The organism is Nocardia vaccinii NBRC 15922 (assembly GCF_001613305.1).
GTDB lineage: Bacteria > Actinomycetota > Actinomycetes > Mycobacteriales > Mycobacteriaceae > Nocardia > Nocardia vaccinii.
Genome location: NZ_BDCC01000045.1, coordinates 12300 through 33169, shown reverse-complemented (window position 1 = coordinate 33169; position 20870 = coordinate 12300). Strand labels below are relative to the sequence as shown.

General features: G+C 69.5%; 16 protein-coding genes and 1 pseudogene. 10 read left to right on the top strand and 7 right to left on the bottom strand.

Features of this window, described 5'->3' with window-relative positions; all coding sequences use genetic code 11:
- Positions 1-11: 11 nt before the first annotated feature.
- From NV1_RS26935 to casG, 4 genes and pseudogenes are all read left to right on the top strand, one after another.
- Positions 12-917 carry a 2-hydroxyacid dehydrogenase gene (locus NV1_RS26935; RefSeq protein WP_067897173.1) on the top strand — a complete coding sequence of 302 codons (906 nt, stop codon included), beginning with the start codon at positions 12-14 and terminating at the stop codon, positions 915-917.
- Positions 918-960: 43 nt separating this feature from the next.
- Positions 961-1296, top strand: a complete 336-nt coding sequence (locus tag NV1_RS26930; protein ID WP_067897171.1) for a TfoX/Sxy family protein — start codon at positions 961-963, stop codon at positions 1294-1296.
- Positions 1297-1515: 219 nt separating this feature from the next.
- Positions 1516-2560 (top strand): annotated as a pseudogene (locus NV1_RS26925) (NAD(P)-dependent alcohol dehydrogenase).
- A gap of 35 nt (positions 2561-2595) precedes the next feature.
- Positions 2596-4245 carry a steroid-24-oyl-CoA synthetase gene (gene casG / locus NV1_RS26920; protein ID WP_067897168.1) on the top strand — a complete coding sequence of 550 codons (1650 nt, stop codon included), beginning with the start codon at positions 2596-2598 and terminating at the stop codon, positions 4243-4245.
- Between the two features lies 1 nt (position 4246).
- Here casG and NV1_RS26915 read toward each other — a convergent pair whose 3' ends face one another.
- From NV1_RS26915 to NV1_RS26895, 5 genes are all read right to left on the bottom strand, one after another.
- The gene (locus NV1_RS26915) at positions 4247-4750 is read right to left on the bottom strand and encodes an anthrone oxygenase family protein (protein WP_067897165.1); all 504 of its coding nucleotides are present in this window, start codon (positions 4748-4750) and stop codon (positions 4247-4249) included.
- Between the two features lie 81 nt (positions 4751-4831).
- Positions 4832-5713: a TIGR03854 family LLM class F420-dependent oxidoreductase gene (locus NV1_RS26910; protein WP_067897164.1), complete on the bottom strand. Its 882-nt coding sequence runs from the start codon at positions 5711-5713 to the stop codon at positions 4832-4834.
- Between the two features lie 123 nt (positions 5714-5836).
- Complete coding sequence (locus NV1_RS26905) at positions 5837-7570, bottom strand: NTP transferase domain-containing protein (protein ID WP_067897162.1); 1734 nt, start codon at positions 7568-7570, stop codon at positions 5837-5839.
- 271 nt (positions 7571-7841) lie between these two features.
- Positions 7842-8576, bottom strand: a complete 735-nt coding sequence (locus NV1_RS26900) for a VOC family protein (RefSeq protein ID WP_067897160.1) — start codon at positions 8574-8576, stop codon at positions 7842-7844.
- Between the two features lie 73 nt (positions 8577-8649).
- Positions 8650-8949 (bottom strand): MGMT family protein, encoded by a 300-nt coding sequence (locus tag NV1_RS26895; protein WP_067897158.1) that lies wholly within the window; start codon positions 8947-8949, stop codon positions 8650-8652.
- 545 nt (positions 8950-9494) lie between these two features.
- Here NV1_RS26895 and NV1_RS26890 point away from each other — a divergent pair.
- Entirely contained in the window at positions 9495-13202 is a 3708-nt protein-coding gene (locus NV1_RS26890; protein WP_067897155.1) for an ATP-dependent helicase, read from the top strand.
- Positions 13199-16984 carry an ATP-dependent helicase gene (locus NV1_RS26885; RefSeq protein WP_067897152.1) on the top strand — a complete coding sequence of 1262 codons (3786 nt, stop codon included), beginning with the start codon at positions 13199-13201 and terminating at the stop codon, positions 16982-16984. Before NV1_RS26890 ends, NV1_RS26885 begins: the two co-directional genes overlap by 4 nt.
- 27 nt (positions 16985-17011) lie before the next feature.
- On the opposite strand, the gene NV1_RS26880 is transcribed toward NV1_RS26885, so the two are convergent.
- A complete protein-coding gene (locus NV1_RS26880) occupies positions 17012-17401 on the bottom strand; it encodes a DoxX family protein (RefSeq protein ID WP_067897149.1) in 390 nt (129 codons plus the stop codon).
- 97 nt (positions 17402-17498) lie between these two features.
- On the opposite strand from NV1_RS26880, the gene NV1_RS26875 reads away from it, so the two are divergent.
- On the top strand, positions 17499-18560 hold the full coding sequence (locus tag NV1_RS26875) for a potassium channel family protein (RefSeq protein ID WP_067897190.1): 1062 nt from the start codon (positions 17499-17501) through the stop codon (positions 18558-18560).
- A 63-nt stretch (positions 18561-18623) separates the two neighbouring features.
- A complete protein-coding gene (gene nudC / locus NV1_RS26870; RefSeq protein WP_067897147.1) occupies positions 18624-19553 on the top strand; it encodes an NAD(+) diphosphatase in 930 nt (309 codons plus the stop codon).
- A 46-nt stretch (positions 19554-19599) separates the two neighbouring features.
- Here the strand turns inward: nudC and NV1_RS26865 are convergent, their stop codons facing one another.
- Positions 19600-19851, bottom strand: a complete 252-nt coding sequence (locus tag NV1_RS26865) for a mycoredoxin (RefSeq protein WP_067897144.1) — start codon at positions 19849-19851, stop codon at positions 19600-19602.
- 79 nt (positions 19852-19930) lie between these two features.
- On the opposite strand from NV1_RS26865, the gene NV1_RS26860 reads away from it, so the two are divergent.
- Complete coding sequence (locus tag NV1_RS26860; RefSeq protein WP_245713942.1) at positions 19931-20413, top strand: EVE domain-containing protein; 483 nt, start codon at positions 19931-19933, stop codon at positions 20411-20413.
- Positions 20410-20862 (top strand): MarR family winged helix-turn-helix transcriptional regulator, encoded by a 453-nt coding sequence (locus NV1_RS26855; RefSeq protein ID WP_067897140.1) that lies wholly within the window; start codon positions 20410-20412, stop codon positions 20860-20862. Before NV1_RS26860 ends, NV1_RS26855 begins: the two co-directional genes overlap by 4 nt.
- The last annotated feature ends 8 nt before the right edge of the window (positions 20863-20870 follow it).

Sequence of the window (20870 nt, the reverse complement as noted above, 5' to 3'; positions counted from 1 at the left end):
AGAGTGCGGCGGTGACCTTCCGCAAGCTGGTGGTCGTCGGTGGCGTGGAAGCGGTGCTGGACCCGCCGCATCGCGCGATCCTGGACGAACTGGCCGACACCCTCGTCACCGTCGCCCGCGGGACCGATCCGGGCCCGGAACTCGCCGATGCCGACGCGGCCGTCCTCGCGTTCGCGATCCCCTTCGGCCGCATCGCCATCGATGCCGCGCCGAGGTTGCGGTATCTACAGGTCGCCTCGACCGCATTCGATGCCGTGGATGTGGACTACGCCCGTGAGCGCGGTATCGCCGTGGCCACCCTGCCGGACTACATGACCGAGCCGGTGGCGCAGTTCGTCCTCGCGGTGCTGCTCGAGCAGGCCAGTGGTCTGGCAGCGGGCCGCGCGTTCCGGCGGGAGGGGAATTTCTTCCCACTCGCGTTCCCCGCCAAGCAGTTTCGCGGCAGCCGAGTCGCGGTGGTCGGGCTCGGCACCATCGGCCGCCGGGTGGCCGAGATGGCCGCGGGGCTCGGTGCGGAGGTTCGGTACTGGTCACGACACCGCAAGGACGACAGTGGATTTCGATACCAAGATCTCGACGCTCTACTGTGCGAGGCCGATTTCGTCTCCGTCAACCTGGCGCTGACCGACCGAACGCGCGGCGTTATCGATGCTGCCCGGATCGCCGCACTCGCTCCCGGCACCGTGCTCGTCTGCACCGCACCCCTGGAACTGATCGACCTTCCCGCCCTGCGCGCCCGCACCGAGACCGGCGATGTTCGCGCGATTCTCAATCACGCCCTCCCCGGCACGATCGCCGATTTCGAGGGCTGTCCGGGCTTCGTCGACCCACCCCTGGTCTACCTGACCGACCAGTCCCGCGCGCTCATGCAAGCAGCGCTGGTCACCCGCCTGCGGGAGTGGGCCGCACTGCCCTGAGCGCTTTCCCGGAATCTGTCGGTGGCCGGTGCCACAATGCGGTATGGCGTACGACGAGGAGTTGGCCGACCGGATTCGGGATCTGCTCGGCCCCGCGCTGCCGGAGGCGGCCGAGAAGAAGATGTTCGGCGGTCTGGCCTTCTTGATCGGCGGCAATATGGCGGTGGTGGCCAGTGGCCGGGGCGGGCTGATGGTGCGGGTCGATCCCGATCAGGCGGCTTCGCTCATCGACGGTGCGGGCGTGGCGCCGATGATCATGGGCGGCCGGGAGATGAAGAACTGGCTGCGGGTGGAGACGAATATCGTCCACGACGACGCCGACCTGCAGCGATGGATCGATCGCGGCGTCGAATACGCGCGCACCCTTCCGGCGAAATAGCGCTGGGATACCCGCTGCCGGGGTCCTGTGACGTGCTGTGCGATTCGCTCGCCGTGCCAGTGGTCTGTTCGCCGAACCGTCCCGCTCAGCGGGAACGCGACCGCGGGTCGGGCGGTGGCGACGCCGGTGAGTGTTAGCGTGTGCCTCACTCACGCGTGGCCGAGCGGGAGGACGAGTTGGACACGATGAACTGCCCTTGGCGGTGAACGGAGCCGGATGATGCGTGCGCTGCAACTGACCGGACCGGGCACGCTGGAACTGCGGGAGATCCCGGTTCCCGAGATCGGTCCGGGCGAGGTGCTGCTGCGAGTCGGCGCGGCCGGTATCTGCCATTCGGATTCGTATGTGCTCAGCCTGCCGTTCGCGCTGCGCGAGGATCCGCTGACCATGGGGCACGAGATCGCGGGCACCATCGAGGCGGTCGGTTCCGAGGTCGACGGGCCAGCCGTCGGCGACCGGGGAATCGTCTACCTGTGCTGGTCGTGCGGGGTGTGCCGGGAGTGTGCGCGGGGTAGGGAGAATGTCTGCCTGGCCGCGGGCCGCACCGCGATGCCGCCCTGCCCGGGTCTGGGCCCGGCCGGTGGAATGGCGGAATATGTTGCGATACCGGCGAATTCGTTCGTCCCCATCGGTGACGAGCTGGATTTCGCCGAAGCCGCACCGCTGGCCGACGCCGCCCTGACCCCCTATCACGCGATCCGCGGTGCGATGGATCAATTGCAGCCGGGGGCCACCGCCGTGGCCATCGGTATCGGCGGGCTCGGGCATGTGGCCGTGCAGATTCTCACGGCGATCACCGCGGCCCGCGTCATCGCCGTCGACATCGCCCCGGAGAAACTGGATCTGGCCGCGGATTGCGGTGCCGCGCTCGGCATTCTGGCCGGCGAAGACGCCGCCGCGCAGATTCTCGAACGCACCGCGGGACGCGGCGCCGAGGCGGTGTTCGACTTCGTCGGCAACCGATGCGACGGCGGCGCTGGCCGTGCAGGTGGTGGCCCCGGACGGCGCGTACCGGATGGTGGGTCTGGGCGGCGGAGTGCCCGGCATCGATGCCGGGCCCGCCGGAGGCCCGGGTCTGCCCTGGGGTGCGACGGTGCGAAAATCCTACGCGGGCACCAGGAGTGACCTGTATGCCTCGGTCGCGCTGGCGCAACAGGGCAGGGTACGGGTCGAGGTGGAGCGCTTCGCGCTGGAGGAGGGCCGCACCGCGTTCGAACGTCTCGATCGCGGCGAGATCCGCGGCCGTGCAGTGCTGATTCCGTGACAGGCCGTGCCGATTCCGTGAAAGACAGGGAGCCCATGACCGCATCCGCCGACCCCCGCGCCGCCGCCGCGCAGATCACCGCCGCCCTCACCGGGCCGGGCGGTGCGTTCGAGACGACCGTCGAAGAGGTGCTCGGAGCGCCCCTGACGGTGCTGCGGAATCGCCGCGGCGCACTGTCCGAACTGCTCGACGCCTCGGCGGCGTGGGGTGCTCGCGACTATCTGGTGACCGCGGACCGGCGGCTGTCCTTCGCCGAACACGCCGCTGCCGCGGGCGCTCTGGCCGGTGCGCTGGCGCGGCGGTACGGCGTGGGCAAGGGCGATCGGGTCGCGATCCTGGCCGCGAATACCCCCGAATGGGTCGTGACGTTCTGGGCGGCGCAGTGCCTGGGTGCGATCGCGGTCGGCTACAACGCCTGGTGGGCGCCGCGCGAGATCGCGTACGGACTCGAGCACACCGCGCCGAAGGTCGTCGTGGCGGATGCGAAAAGAGTCGCCCTGCTGAGTGATTCGGGGTTCGACGGGCCGGTGCTGAGCATGGAGCGCGACGTGCCCGACCTGATCGCGGAGCATATGGGGGACAATCCCCGCACACCGGTCGCCGAGGACGATCCGGCGGTCGTGCTCTACACCAGCGGTACCAGCGGACGGCCCAAGGGAGTTGTGCATTCGCATCGAAACCTGCTGGCGGTGAGTGATTATCACCGATTCACCGATGCCATGGTGGCCGCGATGCGCGGACGGGAGTTCACCGAGCCCAGCGATAAACGCTTCCTGCTCACCTCGCCGCTGTTCCATATCGCCAGCCTGCACAATCTGGTCGTCCCGCGACTGATGACCGGCGCTGCCGTGGTGATGCATCAGGGCTCGTTCGAGGTGGATCGGGTGCTGCGGTTGATCGAACGTGAACGGGTCAGCAACTGGGGTGCGGTGCCGACCATGGCCGCGCGCATCCTCGAACACGATCTGAGCGGTTTCGATCTGTCCTCGCTCGCGGCGTTCTCGCTCAACGCCGCACCCTCCTCGCCGGCGTTCCATCAGCGGCTGCGCGAACGCCTCCCGGTCGCGGAGGTCGCTTTGACGACCAGTTACGGACTCACCGAAAGTGGAACGGCCGCAACGGTTGCCACGCCGGCCGAGCTGGCCGCGTATCCGGAGACGGTGGGGCGGCCGATCCTCGGCGTCGAGGTGGAGATTCGCGATCCCGCGGGCAGGGCCGTTCCCGACGGCGAGGAAGGCGAGATCTGCGTGCGCAGCCCGTATGTGATGCTCGGCTATTGGCACGACGAGACCGCCACCGCCGCGGCTATCGATGCTGAACGATGGTTGCGTACAGGAGATTTCGGCACCCTCGCCGAGGGGCGCCTGCATCTGTCGGGTCGCCGCAGCGATCTCATCCTGCGCGGCGGTGAGAACGTGTACCCCATCGAGATCGAGAACGTCCTGGACGAACATCCGGCAGTGGTGGAGTCGGCGGTGCTCGGCGTTCCGCACGAGGACCTCGGACAGGAGGTGGCCGCGGTGGTGGTCGTCGCCGAGACCGATGCGGTGACGCACGAGCAGCTGCGTGCCTTCGCCGCCGAGCGCCTGGCCTACTTCAAGGTGCCGTCCCGCTGGGTGATCACGGCGGAACTGTTGCCGCGCAACGCGACCGGAAAGGTCGTCCGCCGCGAGATCCATCTCTGACTCAGCCCCGCCGCAGCTGCATCGCCCAGGCCAGTGCGCCCAGCGCGCCGGTGTTGGCGAGGGCGCGCAGGATGTTCAAGCGCACCCACGGAGTCTCGAATTGCGCTCGCAGCGTGGCGAAGTCGCCGGTGTGTACGTCGGCCAGACGGTTGTTCAGCGGTATGTTGCCGCCGGAGGTGATCAGGAAGCTCAGCACGTTCAACACCACCGCGCCCAGAATCCACCACAGCACGGTGCGCTGGTCGCCGCGCAGATGCAGGATCGCCGCCAGGGCCGTGCAGGCCACCGAGCCGAGGAAGCTCAGCATGAACACCGGATTGACGATGACGGTGTTGATCCGGTTCATCACATCCACGAAGGTCCGGTCGTCGAGCTGGTGCAGCGCGAGCATCACCGAGCACGCGTAGGCGTAGAACACTCCGGCCAGCAGGCCGGTCGTAATCGTCGCTGCCGCAAGGGAAATCGCGCCGAAGGTCGATGAGGTGGCAGGTGCTGTCGTCGTCATGTATCCAGTACAGCGGCCTGCGGCGCGCATGCACATGGTCCGGACACGCACAAACATATGCGAGCGTCCACGCGGGGACGGTCAGTTCTGCCGCGGCAGCAACTCGGCCACGAATCGATCGATGAACTCCTCGTAGGGACGATCGCCGGTCGTGCTGATGACGAATTTGCTCAGCCCCGCCGTCAGATACCCGTCGATCAGGCGGTGTAGACCAGGCCAGCCGTTCGCGATGAGCTCGCTCGGGTCGATATCCGGGCGGCGGCTGCGGATCAGCGCGGCCCGTTCGGGGGCGATGCCGTCCTCGGCGAGAAACAGGGTGATGCCGTAGTGGTCGTCCTCGATCTCGCGCCCGGCCTGTGCGGCGGCGGTTCGGATGGTCTCTCGGGCGCGTCCGGCCTCGGCCGGGGTCAGGAAGCTGCCGAGCCAGCCGTCGGCCAGGCGGCCAACACGGCGCAAACCCGCGGGGGCCGAACCGCCGAGCCAGATGTCCAGCGGCCGGTCCGGGCGCGTCTCGAGCCCCGCGCCGTCGAGTGTGAAGAACTCGCCCGCGAAGTCCACCCGCTCCTTGTCCAGCACCTCGCGCAGCAGTCGCAGCGATTCGTCGAATACCGCCGCCCGCTTGCCCTGCGGCACCGGAAACAGCTCGTGTTCGGCAGGTTGCGCCGGACGCAGCCCGAACACCGGCAACACCCGTTTGGGGGCGAGCGCTGCCAGCGTGGCGAGCTGTTTGGCCACCAGAACCGGATGTCGCCCCGGCAGAATGGCCACCGAGGTCCCAACCTTCAGCCGACTCGTCCGGGAGAGGGCGAAGGCCATCCCCACCGTCGGATCCACGGCTTTCGAGTACACGAGTTCCGGCAGCCACAGCGAGTCCACCCCGGCCTCCTCCAACCGGTCCACGAACCCCGCGAACCGCACTGGATCGCTCCCCACACCCGCGGCCACCCCGAACCGGACCTTCATTCGCGCCTCCTGACGAGTTCACTCGATGCCAACCCGAAACCGGCCCCCGCCCATTCCCCACCGCAGTGCTCGGATCCGGGTGATGGTTCTCGAGGTAGCAGGGCTATGTCGAAATGATCACTCTCATATCGGTAGGGGGAGGAATTCGACCGGAGTGCCGTTCTCGGCGTGGACAGGGACGATCACCAGGCCGTCGCGATCGAGCAGGCCCGCCAGGTGGGCGGTGCGGATGCCCGGATCGCCGATCCAGCCGCCCTCGGGCGCGGCGCGGGCGGGCACGATGCGCGGGACGGGGCCGGAGATATCGGCGGCGTTGCGCAGCGGTCCGGTGATCGCGCGACGGGCCGGGCGTCCGGTGAGACCCTCGATGATCGCGGGGGCCAGCGCGAGCAGCGTCGCGACTGCCGCGAACGGATTGCCAGGGAGCCCCAGAACCGCTGTCCCGCTGGGTGTTTCGGCCACGACCGTGGATCCGCCCGGCCGTAGTCGCAATCGGTGCACGGGCAGCTGGGCTCCGGTGCGATCCAGAGCGGCGCGCAACTGATCGGCCGCGCCGCCGCCGGTGGCGCCGACGATCACCAGTAGTTCGCAGTCGACGGCCTGAGCCAGGACCTCGTCGAAACCGTTCGCGGTATCGCGCAGGTGCACTCGGTCCAGCGGCTGAATTCCGCACCAGGACAACAGTTCCGGCAGGACGGGGCCGATCGAGTCGCGGGTCTGCCCGGTGTGCAGCGGACCCTCGCTGCGAATCTCGTCGCCCGTCATGACGATTCGCGCGTGCACGGGTCCGTGTACCAGCCCCTCGGGCACCTCGGCCGCCGCGGCGACCGACAGCAGTGCCGCCGATACCGGCGTGCCCGCGGGAGCGAGTATGTCGCCGGGCTGCCAATCCTCGCCGCGTCGGCGGATGTCGTCGCGAATCGGCGTGTCCGGCAAGCGATGTAATCCGTCGGTATCGGACCGGGCGAATTCGTCGCGCACCACTGCCTCGGTGCCCTCGGGGATATGTGCGCCGGTGGCGATACGGACAGCCTCCCCGGCGCGCAGTCCCGCGGGACGTTCCCCTCCGGCGAATCCGATATCGCGCCGCACCCGCCACGGCCCGGGTCCGCACACGGCGTAGCCGTCCATCGCCGAGACATCGAATCGCGGCAGCGCCTCGGCCGCGGTCAGCGGTTCGGCCAGCACCGCGCCCGCGGCCCTGCGCAGCGTTACGCGTCGAGTCGGAAGCTGGGACAGCTTGTGGCGCACGATACTTCGTGCCTGATCGAGTGAGAGTGGTGCGGCCAGCGCGCGGGCTCGGGCGATATCGTCCGGGGTGTCGCAGTCGGCGACGTCCGGCAGCGGTACCAGCACGGCGTGTTCGGGAATCAATGCCTTCATCGGCTGATTGACCGGTGCGTCGAGCCGCTCGATTGCGGCTTGCAGCGCGATGCGCCGCCACATCCCGATCAGATATTGCGGACGTCCGGACTCGTCCGCGGCGAATACCGCATCGGCCCCGGATTCGACGGCGCGGGATATCAGCGCATCGATGGCCGCGGCGGTCAGGAACGGCATATCCGCGGCCAGCACCACCACCAGATCGGCGGGAAAGTCGCAGTCCGCCAACGCTTTCAGCCCTGTCGATATGGCGGCAACCGGACCTGATCCGGCCGGTACCTCCTGCACCTGCCGGATACCCGGCCCCAGATCGGGGCGATGCGGCCCTACCACCACCGTGCGCACACATGCGGCCACCGCACCGATGGCGGCCTCCAGCATGGACTGCCCGCCGACGACGATCGCCGGCTTGTCCACCCCGCCCAACCGACTGGCCCGGCCCCCGGCCAGCACGATCGCGTCCACAGTGGTCACGATCGTTCACCCGCGCGGTAGTTCATGCGCCGATCGTAGTTCGTCCGGCCGACACGGCTACGTCACAGCGAGGCCTCACCCGTCGAGAAGAGGGGCCGCGGGCGGCCGGTGCGTGTGTTCGGAAGGGGGTGCGTGCTGGTGGTGGTTGTTCAGTCCCGGTGGGGACGCAGGAGGCGGATCTCGTGGGTTTCCGGGTCGGCCAGGGAGTGCCGTGGGGTGTGGGGTTGGCGGTGTGTGCGTTCCGAAGGGTGTGCGTGCTGGTGGTGGTTGTTCAGTCCCGGTGCGGACGCAGGAGGCGGAACTCGTAGGTTTCCGGATCGGCCAGGGTGATCGGCGCGGTGGGGGAGTCGGCGGGGCGGGAGGTGCGCGCACCGGCGGCGCACAATCGCTCGATCTCGCGGGCCGGGTCGTCGGCGGGGAAGGGGACCAGGTCGAGGTGCAGGTGGCCCGGATCCTTCGGATCATCTTGTGCGCGCAGGAACTCCAGCCAGGGGCCCTGTGCGGTGGCCGAGCGGATACCCGTGTAGCGGTTGTGCTCGTGGGTGATCGGCCAACCGGAGGCGGTCGACCAGAATGCGGCCAGCCGCGACGGATCCCTGGTGTCGACGACGATGGCGGCGATCGCGCCGGTGTCGACGTACTCCTCGCGCGGTTCCAGCACACAGAATTCGTTGTCCTCGGGGTCGGCCAGGACCGCCCAGGGCACCGCGCCCTGCCCGATATCGACCCGCCGCGCGCCCAGGGACAAGGCCCGGTCCACCTGTACGCCTTGATGATCCAGCGACCGGCTGGCCAGGTCGAGATGGATGCGGTTCTTCCCGGCCCCGAGCGTCCGCGCGGGCAGGAAGCTCAGCGCGATATCGGGAGCGTCCGGATCGGATGCGGCCACGTCGACTTGGTCGGGCCGGTCGAGGGTTATCTCCCACCCGAGCAACTCGGCCCAGAACCGGGCCACCCGACGCGGTCGCGCCGCGTCGAACACCACGCACGCCAAACGGGTGGACATGAATCCACGGTAACCTCCGCACCTCGTCTCACGGGTGGATTCGTCCGGTTCGCGCGGTGTTCGGGCGCGGCGTTCAGTCCTCGAATCGATGTCGCGCGGACGTCAAATCCACCCGGTCTCCGCGGATCGGGCAGCCTTCCAGGGCGAGCCGGGCCAGTTGCCGATGCGCCAGATGCGGTGCGGGTGACCCGTCGGCCCGCAGCACCCGGTGCCAGGGCAGGTCGGCGGAGTCGGTGCGCATGATCCACCCGACCGTGCGCGGCGTGGACAATCCGGCCGCGGCCGCGATATCGCCGTAGGTACTCACCCGACCAGGCGGAATCGTCGCGACCAGCTCACGTACCCGCTCGATCTGTGCGTCTGTGGTCGGCACGTCAACAACACCCCGGCCCGGGTACCGCGAGCACCGACTCGACCGGGACGGGTATCGGCCGGCCGATACCGATGCGATGAATCTGCGGCATGAGCACAGCCCCATTGTGTCCGGTAGCACCGACAAGTGCGACGCTCGACCAGCGCGCTCGCGAAGGTCGCCGCGGCGACTTGGGCGGTGAGATGCCCCGATCTCGCGCCGTCCTCGGCGCGGATTCGGTTCACCGGGGACCGAGGCGCGCCGGATGATTGCTCCCGGGGTCGGCGCGAATCACGGTTCGACGGCATTGCCGAACATGGGATGCGATCGGTCGTCGGCTTCTCGAATACCGGAATGTGGGCTGCGCGCAATGTATGCGAGACGGGATACGCGCTGCTCTTCCGGGGCTCGAGCGGCGGGCGCGGTGGTTGGGCGAATTCGGGTCGCGGACGGGTCCGCGGGAACTCGGGAGGTCGATCACAGGACGGATACGCATGCCCTGGACCTGGCGATTTGCTGTGGCGAAATAATTCCTGTCGGCCTCGTCTGTTGAAATAGCGGTCGTGATGCGATCGGATAGCCCGGTGCGATTGGTGCGCCGTGGCGAGACGGCCCCCCGCCCGCGGGAATGGGGCGCCGATGTCCGGATGCTGTTCGCGCGCGGTACGAGCGCGGATCCGGGCTGGCGGCCCTGGCAGGTGCTGGGCGGGCCGGGCACGGGTAAGACCTCGCTGCTGATCGATATCGCCGCCGACCGGATCGCCGCGGGTGCGGATCCGGAATCGATCCTGCTGCTGACCCATTCGAAACAGGCCGCGCTGCGGGTGCGCAACGCCGTCACCCGGCAGGTTTCGGCCGGCGCCGACGATATCGTCGGCGGTGTGCCGGGTGCGACGCGCGAGCCGCTGGTGCGCACGGTGCACTCCTACGCCTTCGCGATCGTGCGCATGCAGGCCGAGGCGAACGGCAATCCGCCGCCCCGGCTGCTGACCGGCGCCGAACAGGACGTCGTCCTGCGCGAGATGCTGCGCGGCGAACTGGAGGACATCCAGGCCGGGCCCGGCGGCCCGTACGGCGGTGCGATGGATCTGTGGCCACAGCGTCTGCATCCGGCGCTGGGAACCCTCGGTTTCGCCGAGCAGCTGCGCGATCTGATGTTGCGCGCCACCGAACGCGGCCTGGGCCCCGAGGACCTGATCGACCTGGGCCGCATGCACGATCGGCCCGAATGGGAGGCCGCCGGACGTTTCGCCGAACGATATGAGCAGGCCATGCTGCTGCGCTGGTCGGTCGGCATCGAGGCCCCGGAGGCGAGTGCGCCCGCTCTCGACGCCGCGGAGCTGGTCGGCGCGGCCCTGGACGCGCTCGCGATGGAACCACGCCTGCTCGACGCCGAACGCAGCCGCATCCACCACCTGCTCGTGGACGACGCGCAGCATTTGGATCCGCTTGCGGCGCAATTGATTCGCGTCATCGGAGGCGGCGGCGCGACCACCGTCGTCGCGGGAGATCCCGACCAGGCCGTCTACACGTTCCGCGGTGCGGATCCGCAGTTCCTCACCGATCTGGAGACCCGGCACGAGCGTCGAATCCTGTTGCAGGACAACCACAGGGCCGCCCCGGTTATCGATGAGGCGGTAGCCCGCATCCGCAGCCGCATGCCGGGCCGGGCCGCCCGCCGCCCCGATGCGCCCGCACGAGCACCGGATTCCGAGACGCCGTTCGGTACCGCGGAATTCGGGCAGCGGGCCGGTGCCGGGAAGGCGGCTGGTTTCGAGGATTCGGAGGCCGGGCACGCCGGCGCCACGGGTTCCGGGGTCGGCACCGCGCAGCCCGGCCTCACGGCCGCTGAGTACGCGGAGGCGAATTTCGCGGTGCGGGTGCTGACGACTCCGGCGAAGGAGGCTGCGCTGATCGCCGACCATCTGCGGCGCGCACATCTGACCGGCGGGGTGCCCTGGTCGCGGATGGCGGTCGTGGTGCGGTCGGTGCCGTTGTCGCTCGCTCCGCTGCGGCGTGCTCTGCTGGCCGCGGGAGTCCCTGTGCTGCAACCGAAACCGGATGTGCCACTGGCACGTCGACGCGGTGCCGGCTGGATGCTGCTGGCCTTGCGGGCCCTGCTCGCCGCGACCCGGGACCGCCCCGACCTGTTCACCGAGGACGACGCCCTCGATCTGCTCACCGGCCCCCTGGGCGGAGCCGATCAGATCAGCCTGCGCCGCCTGCGCCGCGGTGTGCGCCGCACCATCCTCGAGCGCGCCCGTCGCGAGGACCCGTCCGATCCGTGGGCCGCCGATCGGCCGCCGCTCGAGCCGGCGGATTCCGAAATCCCGGGTGAATCGAATTCTGCCGCCGTAGCAACAGCCGGCGACGCGGCCGGACAACATGCGCGCACGGCGGCCGAGTCGGGTGGTGACGCCGAATCCGCCTCCGCGGCAAAGGCATCCGGCCGGTCAGACGACGCCACCATGGATTCCGATCGGTTCGCGGAGCTGGATCGGTCCTCGGCGCAGGTGCTGCGTGATCTGATCGTCGGGACCGGCGACGCGTCGATACCGGAACGGCTGACCGAGGTGGAATCCGCGCCGCTGCGGCGGGTGCTGGCCGCGGTGCGGCGGGCGGACAAGGCGTTGCGGCGGGGCGCGGGGCTCGAGGATGTGCTGTGGGCGCTGTGGACGGCCTCGCGTCTGGAGCGACGCTGGGTCGCGCAGTCCGAGCGCGGCGGTGCGGGTGCGCTGCAGGCCGATCGCGATCTGGATGCCGCGGTGGGATTGTTCGACGCCGCCGCGGGCTATGTGGATCGACTGCCCCGCGCGACCGTCGAGGGGTTCGTCGAATATCTGGAGCAGCAGGAGATTCCACAGGATTCGGCGCCGCTCACCGATCCCGGCGGCGCGGTCGCGATCGTCAGCGCGCACACCGCGGCGGGCCGGGAATGGGATGTGGTCGCCGTCGCCGGTGTGCAGGAGGGGATCTGGCCGAATCTGCGTCCACGCGGAACCCTGCTGGGCGTCGAGGATCTGGTGGACCTGCTTGCCGGAGTGGGCTTTCCGGGGGAGCAGCTCAGCCGGTCCGCGCCCATTCTGGCCGAGGAGCGGCGGCTGCTGCTGCTCGCGTGCAGCCGGGCGCGGCGCTCGCTGCTGGTGACGGCAGTCGAATCCGTCTCGGGCGACCGCGATCTGGTGCCGTCGCGCTTCCTGGCCGAACTCGACGCCGACGCCGCATCCGGTGAGCCGGGCCGCATCCCGCCACCGGTGGATCCTGGACGGGCCCTGGTCATGCAGGCGTTGATCGCCGAATTGCGCACGGTGGCATGCGATCCCGAAGAAACCTCGCTACGTCGCGACCGTGCGGCGCGTCAGCTCGCCCGGCTGGCCCGCGCACGGGTTCGCGGCGCGCACCCCGACGACTGGTACGGCACCGCCGAACTCAGCTCCCAACTGCCGCTGTGGGGTCAGGACGAGGGCCCGGTCGCATTGTCCCCGTCCACGGTGGAACTGCTGAAGACCTGCCCGCTGCGCTGGGCGCTGGAACGGCACGGCGGCAACGACGGGGAGAATCCCTATGCGGTGAAGGGGAGTCTGGTGCACACCCTGGTGCAGGCGCTGGCCGGGCAGGTCACCGAGGCCGAGGTCAAGGCGGCACTGGTGCGCGCGTGGAAGGCGGTGGATCCCGGTTCGGACGAGGACGGCCCGCACAGCTGGCATTCCCGCCTGGATCTGCGCCGTACCGAGAGCATGCTGGACACCTTCCTGGAGTGGTTGCGCAACACCCGCGCCGAACTGACCCAGCTGGGGGTGGAGGTGCCCGTGGACTGTGTGCTGCCCGCTCGCACCGCCGACGAATATCCGGTGCGCATCCGCGGCCGGGTGGATCGGGTGGAGCGGGATACGTTGGGGCGCTTCGTGATCGTCGACGTCAAGACCGGGAAGACGCCCATCTCCAAACAGGCCGCCCAGGACCATGCCCAGCTGGCGACCTATCAGGTGGCGGCCGCGGCGGGCGCACTGGACGACACCGGCGCGGATCCGCAGCCCGGCGGCGCGCGCCTGGTCTACGTCGCCAAACCCAGTGCCAAGGAGGGGGCCGCACAGCGACTGCAGACCGCACTGGACGACGAGTCGATTCAGCAGTGGCGCAACACCATTCACGATGCTGCCGCGGCCACCCGCGGTCCGGGCTATCTGGCCGTCCGCAATGACGGCTGCCGCCACTGTACGGTCGCGGGCAGCTGCCCGGTTCAGGATTCGGGGCGCCAGGTGACCGAGGAGTGAGCGGGCCCGGCGATCCGACCGGTCGTCGCGGCATCACGCCGTGGCAGCTGGCCGACGCGCTCGGGCTGCCGCCGCCGACCGACGAGCAGGCCGCGGTGATCGCCGCGCCGCCCGGCCCGACGTTGGTGGTCGCGGGCGCGGGCGCCGGTAAGACCGAGACCATGGCCGCTCGCGTGGTGTGGATGGTCGCCAACGGTCTGGTGGTCCCCGATGCTGTTCTCGGCCTTACCTTCACCCGCAAGGCCGCGCAGCAGTTGACCACGCGCATCCGCACCCGGCTCGCGCGGCTGGCCGGATCACCGCTGCTGCGCGAGATCGATCCGACCGGGCGGCTGCGCGGCCTGCTGACCGGGTCGGAACCGGAGATCAGCACCTATCACTCGTATGCGGGACGCCTGCTCGGCGAGTACGGACTGCTGCTTCCGGTGGAGCCGTCCGCGACATTGCTGACCGAGACGCAGCTGTGGCAGCTTGCTCATCGGGTGGTCACCACCTGGGATGGCGATCTGGAAACCCAGCGCACCCCCGTCTCGGTCACCGAGGCCGTGCTCGCGCTCGCCGGACAACTGGCCGAACATCTGGTGGAACCCGAGCAACTCGTGCAGGCGCACACCGAACTGGAGAAGCTGGTCTACACCCTGCCGAAGGGGCCGCGTCAGCGCGGCGGGCCGAGTCAGGAACTGCAGAACATCATCGCCGTGCAGACCGAACGCGTGGCCCTGCTGCCACTGGTGCGACGCCTGGCCGAGGAGTTACGTCGCAGGGGCGCACTGGATTTCGGTTCCCAAATGTCACTGGCGGCCCGCCTGGCAGCCGAACATCCGGAGGTCGGCGCGGCCGAGCGCGGCCGGCTCGGTGTCGTCCTGCTCGACGAGTACCAGGACACCGGTCACGCGCAGCGCATTCTGCTCGCCGCGCTGTTCGGAGATCCCGATGCGGCCGGTGCCCCGACCGGGTCCGAAATGAATGTGGTTGGTGCTGAGAATATTTCGGCTGAATCCGAAGTAACGCGACGGCTGGCCGTGACCGCGGTGGGCGATCCGATGCAGTCCATCTACGGCTGGCGTGGCGCGTCGGCGGCGAATCTGCCGCGGTTCGCGACCGATTTCCCCAGTGCTCCGGGTGTTCCCGCGCCGATCCTGCCGCTGCTGACCAGCTGGCGCAATCCGCCCGAGGCGCTGGACCTGGCGAATCTGGTTGCCGAACCGCTGCGGCACACCGAGGGCGGGGTGAGCGTCGACGCGCTGCGGCCCAGACCCGGCGCGGTTCCCGGTGCGGTGGCCCTCGCGCTCACCGAAACCGTTGCGGACGAACGGGAATGGATCGCCGAGCGGATCGCCGCGCAGTGGGAGGCCCATGCCGACGTCGGCGCCGCGCCGCCGACCTCGGCGGTGCTGGTGCGGCGCAACGCCGACGCGCCCGGACTGGCGGAAGCGTTGCGCGAGCGGGGATTACCGGTGGAGATCGTCGGCCTGGGCGGATTGCTGGCCACGCCCGAGGTCGCCGATGTGGTCGCGACGTTGCGCCTGATCGCCGACCCCGCGGCCGGGAGCGCGGCCATGCGCATTCTGACCGGGGCCCGCTGGCGGATCGGAGTCACCGATCTGGCCGCGCTGGCACGTCGCGCCCGGGACCTGTCCATCACCCGCCCGCCGGAACAGGCCGCCGCGATCACCGATGCCGCGGCCCTCGCCGAGGCGTTGCACACCGTCGCACCCGAACCCGCCGAACGCGCCGGGCTGGCCGATGCGATCGCCGATCCCGGTGCGCCGGAGCACTATTCGGATTCCGGATACCGGCGGATCGAGGCACTGGGGCAGGAATTGGCCGCCCTGCGCGAGCGCGGTGGCCAATCGCTGCCCGAACTGGTCGCCGACGTGGAGCGCACCATCGGGGTCGGTGTGGAGACCCAGGCGCGTCGCGCGGCGGCGGGTGGCGGTGCGGGGCGCGAACATCTGGATGCCTTCGCCGAGGTCGTCGCGGGGTATGCCGGCGATCACCGGGCGAGCCTGACCGGCCTGCTGACCTTTCTCGCCGCGGCCGAGGAGGTCGAGAACGGTTTGGAGCCCGGCGAAGTCGAGGTCGCCCGCGATCGTGTGCAGGTGCTGACCGTGCACGCCGCCAAGGGACTGGAATGGGAGGTGGTGGCCGTTCCGCACGTCGTGCGTTCCGTCTTCCCCTCGGGCGCCGCGGCCGGAACCTGGCTCGGCGCGCTCGCCGAACTGCCCACCTCGCTGCGCGGTGACCGGCAGCGCGAGGACGCCCGCGACGGCGTGCCGGTCCTGGACCTGTCCGGCCTCTACGACCGGGCAGAACTGGAACGGGCCATCAAGGAGCACAAGGACGCGCTGGCTCGTCGCCGGACCGACGAGGAACGCCGGCTGTTCTACGTCGCGCTCACCAGAACCGAACGCGCCCTGTTCGTTTCGGCACACCACTGGGCCGAGACCGGTTCCACTCCGAAGGGGCCCTCGGATTTCCTGCTCGAGCTGAAACACGCCACCGAGGTTCCCGGTACCGATCTGGCCACCGCCGTCCGCATCGACCGCTGGGACCAGGCGCCGCCCCCCGACGCGGCCAACCCGTTCACCGACGACCCGCCCAGCGCGACCTGGCCCCGCGACCCCCTCGGTAAGCGCCGCAGCGCCCTGGAGTCGGGAGCGACGCTCGTGCGCGCCGCGCTCGCGGACCTGCCACCCGAAAGTGAGTTCACCGCGGAGACTGTCGCGGATATCGCCGCGCCGGCGGGTGCGGGCTCGCGTAACTCCGCTACCGGCGGGAGGGGCGGCGTTGTCGGATCGCCCGGCGGACAGGCGGATTACGGGAAGGGGCCGGTTCGTATCCGGAATTCGGCCGCTGTCGATGACGGTGCGGGTGGACTCGGTGCCGGATCGGCAGCGGTTGCGGCCGATGATGACAGTGTCCCCGAATCCGGAGGTCCAGCGTGGCAATTGGCCCTCTTCGCTGATCCGGACGACCTTCCGGAGGAGCCGGAATCGCCTGAATTCGACACCGGCGATGCGGATTTCGCCAGCATGGATGATCCCGACGACGATCCCGAAGGCTGGTCCGCCGACGTTGATGCCCTGCTCGCCGAGCATTTCGCCGCCGCCGATCCGATCAGCGAGGTGGAACTGCCCGCACAGCTGCCCGCCACATCGCTGGTCGAGTTGCGCGCCGATCCGGCGAAACTGGCCGCGCGGCTGCGTCGTCCGCTGCCGTATCCGCCCAGCCCGTTCGCGCGCCGCGGCACCGCGTTCCACGCCTGGTTGCAGCGGTGGTTCGGGGCGGGTCAGCTGCTGGACCTGGACGTGCTGTCCGGTGCGGAGGATCCGGACGAAGCCGATGCCGAACTCACTCGGCTACAGGAGGCGTTCCTGTCCTCGTCGTGGGCCAACCGCAATCCGGTCGAGGTCGAGGTGGCCTTCGAGACTTCCGTTGCGGGAACACTCATCCGGGGCCGGATGGACGCGGTTTTCCCGGAACCCGGCGGTCGCTGGCTGGTGGTGGACTGGAAGACCGGCGCGGAGCCGGCTCGCGCTCAGGAGCAGTCGGTGGCGATGCAGCTGGCGGTCTACCGCCTGGCCTGGGCCCGCCTGATGGCCGCCCGCACCGGCGCCCTCGAATCGGAGATGCTCGAAAGGACCAGCGCCGCATTCCATTACGTCCGCACGGGCCGAACCATCGCTCCGCCGGACCTGCCGGGCCCGGACGAACTCGCCGCCCTCATCACCGCGACCCCGCTCGCCGGAACCGCCGACGAGGACGATCCGATCGGGTGAACCGCCCGCCCGGGTGTGCCTGCGGGTTCAGGCGGTACGGCTGATCTTCAGGGCCGTGGTCACCATCGGTATCTGCATGGGCAGGCGGAGCACCGAGACGATCTTGACCAGCGTCGGCGTCTTCGGATTGCCCAGCGAGTCCGCGGTGAACTTGACGTTGGCCGGGAACACCGCGACGAACAGCGCCGCGGCGAGCAGCCCGCCCAGGCGGCGGGTGCGCGGCAGGGTCAGGGCCAGGCCGACCAGGAGCTCGGCGACACCGGACAGATAGGTGTAGGTGCGGGCCCTGCCGGGCAGGGCGCCGGGCACGATCGAGTCGAACGGTCCGGGTATGACGAAATGCAGTGTGCCCACACCGAACAGCAGAGCCGTCAGCAAATACAGGCGGCCGGGCCGCGCCGGGGGTTGCTCGTTCATGTGAACCACTGTTCCATCTGTGCGCCGATCCCGTCGAGCGGCTCCTCGGGCGGTACGCTGCGGTGCGTGTGGCGCACGCGAGGGGACGGTGAATTCGATGTTCGGTGAGCAGCCCTCGCCTGGGGTGCCGCGGCTGAACGACCGGCCCGATTACAAGCTCGTAGGTATTCTGCGTATCCCGGAATTGCAGTCCAGCCCCTGGTCGGCGCTGGTGCGCCGGGTGTTTCTGGCATTCGGACTGCTGGTGATCGCGACCGCGGTGGTCTATCTCGGTCGTGACGGTTATCACGACAATCGCGGCACCCGGCTGTCCCTGCTGGACGCGGCGTACTACTCGACGGTGTCGCTGTCGACCACGGGCTACGGCGACATCACGCCCTATACCGCGCACGCGCGGCTGATCAATACGATCGTCATCACGCCGCTGCGCATCCTCTTTCTGATCGTGCTGGTCGGCACCACCCTGCAGGTTCTGACCGATCGATCCCGGCAGGCGTTCAAGATTCAGCGATGGAGGCACAGGGTGCGCAATCACACCGTGGTCGTCGGATACGGGACCAAGGGCCGCACCGCGGTGGACGCGATCCTCGGAGACGGCGTACCCGCCGGGCAGATCGTGGTCGTCGATATCGATCCGGTGGCGCTCGAGGCCGCCTCGAATGCGGGGCTGGTGACGGTGGCCGGGTCGGCCACGCGCTCGGATGTGTTGCGGCTGGCCGGAGTTCAGCACGCGTCCGCGGTGGTGGTCGCCGCCAATCGTGACGATACCTCGGTCCTGGTCACGCTCACCGCCCGCGAACTCAACAAGACGGGCAAGATCATCGCCTCGATCCGCGAGTCGGAGAACGCGCACCTGCTGCGGCAGTCCGGTGCGGATTCGGTCGTGGTCTCCTCGGAGACGGCGGGTCGTCTGCTCGGGGTCGCCACCATCACCCCGAGCGTGGTCGACATGATCGAGGACCTGCTGACCCCAGAGGTGGGGTTCACGGTCGCCGAACGAGAGGTCGAGACGGACGAGGTCGGCGGTTCACCGCGTCATCTGCGGGACACCGTGCTGGGTGTGGTGCGCGAAGGCCGTCTCATCCGCGCGGACGAGCCCGAGGTGGACGCACTCGAGACCGGCGACAAACTGCTGTACATCCACCGCGCGCACAAGTAGCGGTCGGCCAGGCTGTTCGCTGCCGCCTCCGAGCTCGTCGCCTGCGGCGGATAGTCTCGACAGGTGGCTGGTTTCGAATTGAATGAAGTTCCGCTGCTGTCCCGTTCCGGGCTCGACCGCGCCGAGGAGTTGCGTTCGGACGAGCAGGCGTTGAAACAGGGTTGGGCCACCGCACGTCTGCTGCGCATGAACCGGCGCGGACAGGTTCGCATCGACGGGGCCGCGGTGGTGCTGGAAGCGGCGACCGCCCTGGCGGCCGAGCCGGTCCCGGAGGCGGTCTTCCTGGGCGTCGACGGCGATCACATCTGGGCGGTGCGCGATAACGACATCGACGGGCAGCTGATGGATCTGCGTGCTGTCGGTATGGGGCCGGTGATACTCGACGACGCCACCCTCGGTGTGCTGACCAGTGCCCTGGCGCTGTTGAACTGGCACGATCGCGCCGGGTTCAGCGCCGTCGACGGCACCGCGACCACACCCGCCAAGGGCGGCTGGTCGCGCTTCAACGAGGCCGGGCACGAGGAGTTCCCGCGGATCGATCCGGCCGTGATCTGTCTCGTGCACGACGGCGGCGACCGGGTGCTGCTGGCTCGGCAGCACACCTGGCCGGAGCGGATGTTCTCGATCCTGGCCGGATTCGTGGAGGCGGGGGAATCGCTGGAACGGTGTGTGCAGCGCGAGTTGCACGAGGAGGTCGGCCTCGACGTCCGCGATATCCGTTATCTGGGCAGCCAGCCGTGGCCGCTGCCGCGTTCGCTGATGCTCGGTTTCGCCGCGATCGGCGATCCGGAGCAGCCGCTGGTCTTCTCCGACGGCGAGATCACCGAGGCGCACTGGTTCACCCGCGACGAGGTGCGTGCTGCCCTGGCCGCGGGGGCCTGGGGATCGGTCACCGGGACGACCGCCGACGATGCGGGCCGGCACCGCCTGCTGCTGCCCGGTTCGATCTCCATCGCCCGTACCATCGTCGAATCCTGGGCTGCCGCAGTCTGATTCGAGAATTCGACCGGCCGGTGCATCGGCCGGTCGCGCGGAGTGATCAGACGATTGCCGCCAGGGCCTGCTTGACCTGGACCAGGCTGGGGTTGGTAGCGGTGGATCCGTCGCGGTACTTGACGGTCGGCACCACGTGGTTGCCGTTGTTGACGCTGCCGACGAATTCGGCCGCCGCGGGGTCCTGCTCGATATCGACCTTGGTGTAGGTGATGCCCGCCTCGTCGAGCTGCTTCTCGAGCCGGCGGCAGTAGCCGCACCAGGTCGTGGAGTACATGGTCAGATCGGTTCCAGTCACGGCTCATTCAACATCGTGCGGGTCGGAGGTGTTCCCGGCGGGGTTGCGGAGGAATGTAGTAAGCGCGCATACTATTTTCATGACGCGATCGACCCGAACAGACCGGACACAGCGACAGCTCATGCCCGATCCGGTGGAAACGACCAGATACTGGCTGGCGGTGGTCTCTCGCGACCACGTCCGCCGCGCCGTGGAATTCGGTGTGGCACAGGCCAATCACGGTAAGCGCGCACCGGTCGAACGGATGCGGCCCGGTGACGGCCTGGTCTACTACTCGCCGCGCACCGGGATGCGCGAGGGCGCGGTGGTCAAGGCGTTCACCGCGCTCGGCGTGATCGACGATCGCCCGGTCTGGCAGGCCGAGGATCAGGGCGGTTGCTTCCGGCCGTGGCGTCGCGCGGTGAGTTACGACACCGGCGCCCGGGAGGTGCCGATCGATATGTTGCGCGGGGAACTCGAGCTGACCAGCGTCCCCAACTGGGGTGTGGTGCTCCGGCGTGGGCTCGTCCAGCTCAGCGCGCACGACTTCGAGCTGATCTCGCGGGCGATGGCCGCCGCGTGAACGCGCTGCACACCGAATTCGCCCGCGCCGACGACAGCCCCGGTCTGCTGCTGTGGCAGGTGACCAATCGCTGGCAGGCCGCCCAGCGCGCGGCGCTGGCCCCCTTCGGTCTCACCCATGTGCAGTTCGTACTGCTGGCGGCGGTCACCTGGCTCGCCGATGCCGCCGCCGGCGAGCCGGTCACCCAGCGGGACCTGGCCGATCACGCGGCCACCGATCCGATGATGACCTCCCAGGTCCTGCGCACCCTCGAGCACAAGAAACTGCTCGAGCGCCGTGATCATCCCAGCGATCGCCGCGCCAAGGCGCTGATCCCCGCCGAGGCGGGCGTGACGCTGGTGAACCGGGCCATTGCCGCCGTGGAAGCATGTGACCGGGACTTCTTCGGCCCGCTCGGAGCCGACGCCGGCGGTTTCGCCCGCGACCTGCGGCGCTTACGCGATCGCTAGCCGCTCGG

Coding starts and splice junctions, on each gene's coding strand:
- NV1_RS26880 (WP_067897149.1), bottom strand. CDS start 17,401: ATGAACGAGCAACCCCCGGCGCGGCCCGGCCGCCTGTATTTGCTGACG.
- NV1_RS26875 (WP_067897190.1), top strand. CDS start 17,499: ATGTTCGGTGAGCAGCCCTCGCCTGGGGTGCCGCGGCTGAACGACCGG.
- NV1_RS26915 (WP_067897165.1), bottom strand. CDS start 4,750: ATGACGACGACAGCACCTGCCACCTCATCGACCTTCGGCGCGATTTCC.
- NV1_RS26860 (WP_245713942.1), top strand. CDS start 19,931: ATGACGCGATCGACCCGAACAGACCGGACACAGCGACAGCTCATGCCC.
- casG (WP_067897168.1), top strand. CDS start 2,596: ATGACCGCATCCGCCGACCCCCGCGCCGCCGCCGCGCAGATCACCGCC.
- NV1_RS26900 (WP_067897160.1), bottom strand. CDS start 8,576: ATGTCCACCCGTTTGGCGTGCGTGGTGTTCGACGCGGCGCGACCGCGT.
- NV1_RS26910 (WP_067897164.1), bottom strand. CDS start 5,713: ATGAAGGTCCGGTTCGGGGTGGCCGCGGGTGTGGGGAGCGATCCAGTG.
- NV1_RS26930 (WP_067897171.1), top strand. CDS start 961: ATGGCGTACGACGAGGAGTTGGCCGACCGGATTCGGGATCTGCTCGGC.
- NV1_RS26890 (WP_067897155.1), top strand. CDS start 9,495: ATGCGATCGGATAGCCCGGTGCGATTGGTGCGCCGTGGCGAGACGGCC.